General features: G+C 64.3%; 6 protein-coding genes. 3 read left to right on the plus strand and 3 right to left on the minus strand.

Annotated features, from left to right (window positions below):
* Positions 1–1,257: TRAP transporter large permease (locus AAG799_RS22245; protein ID WP_341899260.1), on the plus strand; the 1,257-nt coding region annotated here is incomplete at its 5' end.
* An 80-nt stretch (positions 1,258–1,337) separates the two neighbouring features.
* On the opposite strand, the gene AAG799_RS22250 is transcribed toward AAG799_RS22245, so the two are convergent.
* Genes AAG799_RS22250 through AAG799_RS22260 form a run of 3 tightly spaced genes read right to left on the minus strand, consistent with a single transcriptional unit; the run spans position 1,338 to position 3,542 of the window.
* Positions 1,338–1,889, minus strand: coding sequence for a hypothetical protein (locus tag AAG799_RS22250; protein ID WP_341899261.1), 552 nt, complete (start codon positions 1,887–1,889; stop codon positions 1,338–1,340).
* Positions 1,886–2,215 (minus strand): rod-binding protein, encoded by a 330-nt coding sequence (locus AAG799_RS22255; protein ID WP_341899262.1) that lies wholly within the window; start codon positions 2,213–2,215, stop codon positions 1,886–1,888. Before AAG799_RS22255 ends, AAG799_RS22250 begins: the two co-directional genes overlap by 4 nt.
* Before the next feature lie 7 nt (positions 2,216–2,222).
* Positions 2,223–3,542 (minus strand): flagellar basal body P-ring protein FlgI, encoded by a 1,320-nt coding sequence (locus AAG799_RS22260; protein ID WP_341899263.1) that lies wholly within the window; start codon positions 3,540–3,542, stop codon positions 2,223–2,225.
* Positions 3,543–3,739: 197 nt separating this feature from the next.
* Between AAG799_RS22260 and AAG799_RS22265 the strand changes: the two genes are divergently transcribed.
* Both AAG799_RS22265 and dksA read left to right on the plus strand, forming a co-directional pair.
* Entirely contained in the window at positions 3,740–4,171 is a 432-nt protein-coding gene (locus AAG799_RS22265; RefSeq protein WP_341899264.1) for a flagellar assembly protein FliX, read from the plus strand.
* Positions 4,172–4,328: 157 nt separating this feature from the next.
* The gene (gene dksA / locus AAG799_RS22270) at positions 4,329–4,748 is read left to right on the plus strand and encodes an RNA polymerase-binding protein DksA (RefSeq protein ID WP_341899265.1); all 420 of its coding nucleotides are present in this window, start codon (positions 4,329–4,331) and stop codon (positions 4,746–4,748) included.
* Positions 4,749–4,949 lie beyond the last annotated feature (201 nt).

Below are 4,949 nucleotides of genomic sequence, written 5' to 3' on the forward strand. Positions count from 1 at the left end.
GCGCTGATGCTGATCGGCCTGCCGATCGGCGCGGTGATGCTGCTGATGGGCCTGGGCGGCGGCATGCTGGCCTTCGGCAATGCCTTCCTGGTGTCGTCGGCCTCGGTGGCCTGGGGCACCATGAGTGACAATGGCCTGACCGCCATTCCGCTGTTTGTCCTGCTGGGCGAGTTCCTGCTGCGCAGCGGCATGGCGGATCGCATGTATACCGTGTTTGCCGCCTGGCTTGGCCGGCTGCCGGGCGGGCTGCTGCACACCAATATCGGCTGCTGCGCGCTGTTTGCCGCCACATCCGGATCATCGGTCGCCACGGCGGCAACCATCGGCACGGTTGCCCTGCCGTCGCTGCAGCGCCACGGCTATCCGATGCGCGATGCGCTCGGCAGCCTGGCGGCCGGCGGCACGCTTGGCATCATGATCCCACCCAGCATCAATTTCATCGTCTTCGGTTCGATGACCAACACCTCGGTCGGCAAGCTGTTCATTGCGGGCATCCTGCCCGGCCTGCTGCTGACGGGCTGCTTCATGCTGTGGATCTATCTGTCGCATTCGCTGCGGCAGGAGAAGGTCGCCACCGTGAACGTGCCCTGGGCGGAGCGCGTGCGCCTGTTGCGCTATCTGGTCGAGCCGGTCGGCGTCTTCGGCGTCGTGATGGGGTCGCTCTATCTCGGCATCGCCACGGCGACCGAATCCGCGGCGCTTGGTCTTGTGGTGGTGCTCGGCTTCGTGATTGCGCAGGGCAAGCTGAGCCTCGCCCTGCTGAAGAACTGCTTTATTTCCAGCGCCAAGACCACCGGAATGATCCTGCTGATCGTGATCGGCGCCTTCGTGCTCAACCTGGCGCTATCGCTGACCGGCATCGGCGAGGCGCTGACCAAATGGGTCACGTCCTTCGGCCTCAACCGGGTGGAGACCCTGCTGGTTCTGATCGGCTTTTATCTGGTGCTCGGCATGTTCATGGATACGCTGTCGATGATGGTGGCGACCATTCCGCTGTCCTACCCGGTTGTTGCTGCCGTCGGCGTCGATCCGGTCTGGTTCGGCGTGTTCATCGTGCTGATGTGCGAACTTGGCCTGATCACGCCACCGGTCGGCATGAACCTGTTCGTGGTGCAGGGCATCCGCCCCGATCGCGGCCGGATCGACGATGTGATCTGGGGCGCTCTGCCCTATGCGATCATCATGATCCTGTTCGCCCTGTTGCTGATCGCCGTGCCCGGCCTGGCAACAGCCCTGCCGCAGCTGATGCGCGGCTGAGCCCGGCCGAGAAAAGAAGCCCCCGCCCGGCGAACCGGACGGGGTGAGGGGGTACTGGCGGGGGGAAAGGCGAAAGGCGCTCAGCAGGTTTCGTTGTTGAACAGCGAAACCGCCTGGCGGGCGCCAAAATTGGTGGTCAGCGCGGTCATCGCGCCGGACTGGCCATAGCCGGTACCGAGCTGGCTCTGCTTGGTGGCGCCGCGGATCACGGCATTCAGCAGCTTCTGGTTCGCATCGCGCGCGGTGCGCACGACGATCTCATTGCGCTGGCCAACCGTCTGCATTTCCGACAGCAGCTTTTCCAGTTTTCGGCGCTCGGCTTCAGGCGCCTGGCGCAGGGCATCGGGATGCTGGCGCAGAACCTTCTGCTTGTCGCGCAACAGGCCGGAGATGATGCGCTTCTGTTCGGTCGAACGGTCGAGGCCATCATAGGCAAACCGTTCCAGCGCCGCGGTTTCCTCGATCAGCACATCCTTCAGCTGGATCACCAGGTCGCTCAGTTCGGCGACGGTGGGGGGCACGGCACCGGGCCCGATATTGTCGATCATGCGCGGACCGGCATCGAGGCCCAGGCGCTGGGCGGCACGGGGCGAGAGCGGCTGGCGGGCGGCAGGCTGTTGCTTCTGGTTCACGACTGGGCCTCCTGCATCTTGAGCATCTGGTCATAGACCATGTCGGCGATCCCGACCGTGCGGGTCTTGGCCATTTCGCGGCCATACTGGTCGTTGAGGAACGAGCGCCATTTGGCTTCGGCCTGGCCACCGCTCATCGGACCATCGGTTTTGATGCCGGTCGACATGAATTCGAATACCTGGGTCAGGAAGAAGGATTCGAAATCCTGGGCGGTCTTGCGCGCGTTTTCCTTCGGCTGGCCCAGCTTGTCGAGCTGGGCGCGGCTCGCCTGCGCCTGTTCGATGGCGTAGGAGTTGATGGCGGGAGATGCGACGAGTGCGGACATGGCGGCCTCACATCACCTGGATTTCAGCTTGCAGCGCGCCGGCGGCCTTGATCGCCTGCAGGATCGTGATCATGTCGCGCGGGCCGACACCCAGTGCATTCAGACCATCGACCAGTTCCTGCAGCGATACGCCGCGCTTCAGAATGCCGAGCCGGCGGTCGGCCTGCTCATCGACCTGGATATCGGTCCGCGGCACCACCACGGTCTGCGCGCCGCCTGCGGCCGAGCCGGCCACGGTGGGCGTGCCGGTGCCCGGCACGGCCTGGGTGATGGTGTCGAACACGAAGTTGCCGGAAGAATCCTTGACCGGCTGGCCGTCCGGGCCGATGCGCGGCACCTGCACGGTGCCGGTCGAGGCCGAGGTGCCGGAGATGCCGGCAATGGCGGTGGCGGACGGCGCGAAGGGATTCGGCTGCGACACCTGCGGGGTTTCGGTGATCCGCACGGTGAGCGAGCCCTGGGCAATCGCAACCGTGTCGATGCGAACATTCGGACCCATCACGATGGTGCCGGAGCGTTCATCGATGATGACGCGGGCCATCTGGTCGGTTTCGATCTGCAGCTGCTCGACTTCGGTCATGAAGCCGACGACGTCGCGGCGGAAGCGGTCCGGGATGTCGATATGCACGGTGGAGGGATCCAGCGCACGCGCGGTCGGCATGCCGGCCAGTGTCGACACGGCCTGGCTGATACGACGCGCGGTGGTGAGGTCGGGGTTCTTCAGCGCCAGGCGCAGCACCGGCAGCGAGGTCAGCTCGAAGCCGACTTCGCGCTCAACGATCGCACCATTGGCAATGCGGCCCGAGGTGGGCGTGCCGCGCGTGACCTGGGCGGCGGCGCCCTGGGCCTTGAAGCCGCTGATGGCAACGGCGCCCTGCGCCACGCTGTAGACTTCGCCATCGGCGCCGAGCAGCGGGGTGACCAGCAGGGTGCCGCCCTGAAGGCTCTTGGCATCACCCATGGTGGAAACGGTGACGTCGATGCGGCCGCCATGGCGGGCAAACGGCGGCAGCACGGCAGTGACCATCACGGCGGCCAGGTTCTGGGTGCGGAAGGTGCCGGCGTCGCGGATATTGACGCCAAAGCGCTCCAGCATCGCCTGCAGGCTCTGGCGGGTGAACGGAGCGTTGGTCAGGCTGTCGCCGGTGCCGTCGAGACCGACCACCAGGCCATACCCGACGAGCATGTTGTCGCGGATACCTTCGAAATCGGCGATGTCCTTGATGCGCGAGCCGGCCTGCGCCTGCATGGGCAGGGTCAGGGCGAGTGCTGCGGCACAGGCGGCCAGCAGCAGGCGGCGGATCACAGTGTTGGCGAAACGGATCATCGTCATCTTCCTTCACGCGAACCGGACACGCATGCCGGTTCTCTCGCACCGTTAAATGCGATTGTCGTGCCAGAGGATAACTCTTTGAATTATATGTGGATTGAAGCTGGAAATGGGGTTTGCCCGGCAAAAAATGCCGTCTTTACCCGGTCAATCTTATCGGGCACCATGCAGCCCGTTAAGAGACCATATTTTCCATGAGCATAGACAAGATCAAAGGCCCGGGCGGTGTAGCCCCCGGCAGCCCCAAGCGCACGACCGGCAGCAGCAGTGCCGGCGGCCCCAGCTTTGCCAGTATGCTGAAGGGGGTCGAAAAGCCCGCCGGGCAGGTGTCGCAGGCCCCACCAGTGGCGGCGCTGGATGCCATGCTGACCATCCAGGCGGTGGATGAACAGGGCGGTGGACGGCAGAACCGCCAGCGCGCTTTCCAGCGCGGCTCGACCCTGCTCGAAAGACTCGATGATATTCGCCACGGCCTGCTGATGGGCAGCATCCCGGCCGAGCGGCTGCAGACGCTGGCCCGGGCGCTGCGGAGCGAAAAGCTGATGGTCGAAGACCCCAAGCTGGCCGAGGTGATGGCCGAGATCGAGCTGCGCTGCGAAGTCGAGTTGGCCAAGCTCGGGTTGTAATTTTATTGCTCCGAATGCGGAGTTTTCATAATTCTTTCAACAATTCAATGACTTCCGAGTCGCTCGACGGCCTTGCTCCGGGCGAGGCCGATTCATATACTCCGCGCGCCGCGGACGGGGTTTTCGGAGTCGCCGCGGCGCCTGGAGGGTCTCTTACATGGGTATCCAATTGAAGGCGAATTATCGGCCGACCGAGAGTGAGCCCTTCATGAATTCGCGCATGAAGGAATACTTCCGCCGCAAGCTGCTGGCCTGGAAGGAAGAGATTTTGCGGGAGTCGAACCAGACGTTGCAGCACCTGCAGGAGGACACCTCGCAGGAGCCCGACATCGCTGACCGTGCCTCGACCGAGACCGATCGGGCGCTGGAGCTGCGCACTCGCGATCGCCAACGCAAGCTGATCTCCAAGATCGATGCGGCGATGAAGCGGATCGACGATGGCTCCTATGGCTATTGCGAGGAGACCGGCGAGCCGATCTCGCTCAAGCGGCTTGAGGCCCGGCCGATCGCCACGCTGTCGATCGAGGCGCAGGAGCGGCATGAGCGTCGCGAGCGCACGCATCGCGACGATACCTAGTCGTCCGCCCTATCGACCAAAACGAAAAGGCCGGTCTTCTGACCGGCCTTTTGCGTTTGCTCTCGCCCCTGGCGTTTTGCCGCGGTTCGCATCCTGCGATCCTGACGCGCTTTCTGGCGTGCCCGAACTTCGGGCGGGGCGGAAAATCCCTTTCGTGTCTTAGAAGGGGAAGATGATGTCGTAGATCTGCTGGCCCCAGCG

Source organism: Ferrovibrio terrae (assembly GCF_943371255.1).
GTDB lineage: Bacteria > Pseudomonadota > Alphaproteobacteria > Ferrovibrionales > Ferrovibrionaceae > Ferrovibrio > Ferrovibrio terrae_B.